Raw genomic sequence first — 2,361 nt, 5'->3', positions numbered from 1 at the left:
ACCATCAGTGTTGAGGTCGCTTCCGTCGCCGATGCACCTGAACTGAGTGCCGGGGATGTTACCGGTCAGGAAGATGCGGCGACCATTGCTCTGGATATCGCTTCCGCGGTGACCGATACCGATGGTTCCGAATCCATTACCAGTGTGGTCATTAGCGATGTGCCAGATACCGTGACCTTAAATGCTGGTGAAGATAATGGCGACGGTACCTGGACCCTGGAAGCAGGGGATCTGGAGGGTTTGACCGCCACCGTAGATGGTGATGTCTCCGGCGTGTTTAACATGGGCGTCACCGTCAACGTGCTAGATAGCGATGCCGATGCTGGTGGTGATGACACCACCTCGGTCTCCACCGACTTCACCCTGACCGTAAACCCTGAGTCCGATGGTGTAGAGATTACGGCTGGATCAGCCTCTGGCACCGAAGATCAGTGGATCTCTGTTAATGAGCCTACCTTTGAAATTCAGGATACCGATGGTTCTGAGTCCATTACCGGTGTAACCCTGACCGGTATTCCCGAAGGCACAGAGATGCGCCTGGAAGATGGTACCGAGATCACCGTTGGGGCTGATGGCACCGCCATAATCCCCATGGATGCGGTTACGGAGGGTAGTGACGACACCTACTCTATTGATGGCCTGGAGATCAAAGCCCCTGAAGATTCCAATGAGGACTTCTCATTAGGCGTCAGTGTAGAGACCACTGATAGCAATGGGGCCACCATGGAAACGGTCATTGATACTGGCGTTATCAATGTTGAAGTGGTTTCCGATGCCGACACCCCTGACCTGACGGCTAACGATGTTACCGGCAATGAAGATGCGGCGACCATTGACCTGGATATCTCTGCGGCGGTCACCGATGTGGATGGTAGTGAGTCCATTACCGCTGTCACCATTACCAACGTGCCCGACAGCATGGCGCTGAGCGCAGGTACCGATAACGAAGATGGGACCTGGACCCTGGATGCTGGGGATCTGGAGGGTTTGACCGCCACCGTAGATGGGGATCTCTCCGGTAGCTGGGACCTGGGTGTAACCGTGGATGTGCTGGATGCTGATGCCGATGGCACAGGGGATGATACCAGCACCCGCAGCACCGACTTTACCGTGACCGTAACCCCAGATGCCGATGGTGTAACCATTACCGATGGCAGTGGCTCAGGCGTAGAAGATCAGTGGATCTCTGTGAACGAGCCGATGTTTGAAATTCAGGATACCGATGGCTCAGAAGCCATTACCGGTGTAACCATTACCGGCGTGCCCGATGGTGCAGAGATCCGCATGGATGATGGCACCAGCATTACCGTGACCGATGGCAGTGCCACCATCCCCATGACGTATGTGACCGAAGCTGCGGACAACACCTACACCATTGATGGTTTGGAAGTTAAAGCCCCTAGCGATTCCAATGTGGACTTTGACTTAGGCGTTACCGTTACCACAGTTGATGAGGCTGGTGCCACCACCGATACAACGGTGGATAGTGGTTCCATTAGCATTGAAGTGGTTTCCGCTGCCGATGATCCTTCCCTTACCGCCAATGATGTATCGGGTAACGAAGATGCCGCAACCATTGCTATTGATATCACCTCTGCGGTGACCGATACCGATGGTTCTGAATCCATCACCTCCGTCGTCATTAGTGATGTGCCCGATACCGTCACCTTCTCGGCCGGTGTGGATAATGGAGATGGTAGCTGGACCCTGGAAGCTGGAGATCTAGATGGTTTGACCGCGACGGTGGATGGTGATGTCTCCGGCGTGTTTGACATGAACGTCACCACCAACGTTCTGGATGCTGATGCCGACGGCGCAGCAGGTAATGATACCTCCAGCAGCAGTGACAGCTTTACCCTGACGGTTGATCCTGATGCCGACGAAGTGACCTTCACCGCCGGTTCAGCTTCTGGCGATGAAGATAGTTGGATGGATGTGAACTCCGGCTTTGGCGTGACCGACACCGACGGTTCTGAGTCTGTGACGGCTGTGACCATTACCGGCATTCCCGATGGGGCCTCCTTACAGATGGAAGATGGCACCACCATTGAGATCACCGATGGTTCCGCCACCCTCTCTATGGATCAAGTCACCGACAATGGTGACGGCACCTACAGCCTGGATGGCTTGCAGGTGATGGCCCCTGAAGATTCCAATGCGAACTTCGATATGGGCATCTCTGTCACCACCACCGATAGAAACGGCGTCACCAGTGATACCGAGATTACCGACGGAACCATTAGTGTTGAGGTCGCCTCCGTCGCCGATGCACCTGAATTGAGTGCCGGTGATGTCACCGGTGGTGAAGATGCCGCTAGTATCCCCCTGGATATCGCTTCCGCAGTTACCGATGTAGATGGT

Annotated in this window: 1 pseudogene; it reads left to right on the top strand. The window is 54.7% G+C overall.

The annotated features are described in order from the left end of the window. Positions 1-2,361, top strand: a pseudogene (locus V5T57_RS20560) (hypothetical protein); the annotation flags it as partial.

The organism is Magnetococcus sp. PR-3 (assembly GCF_036689865.1).
Lineage (GTDB): Bacteria > Pseudomonadota > Magnetococcia > Magnetococcales > Magnetococcaceae > Magnetococcus.
The sequence above is the reverse complement of the archived record's forward strand: the minus strand, read 5'-3'. Positions and strand labels throughout refer to the sequence as shown.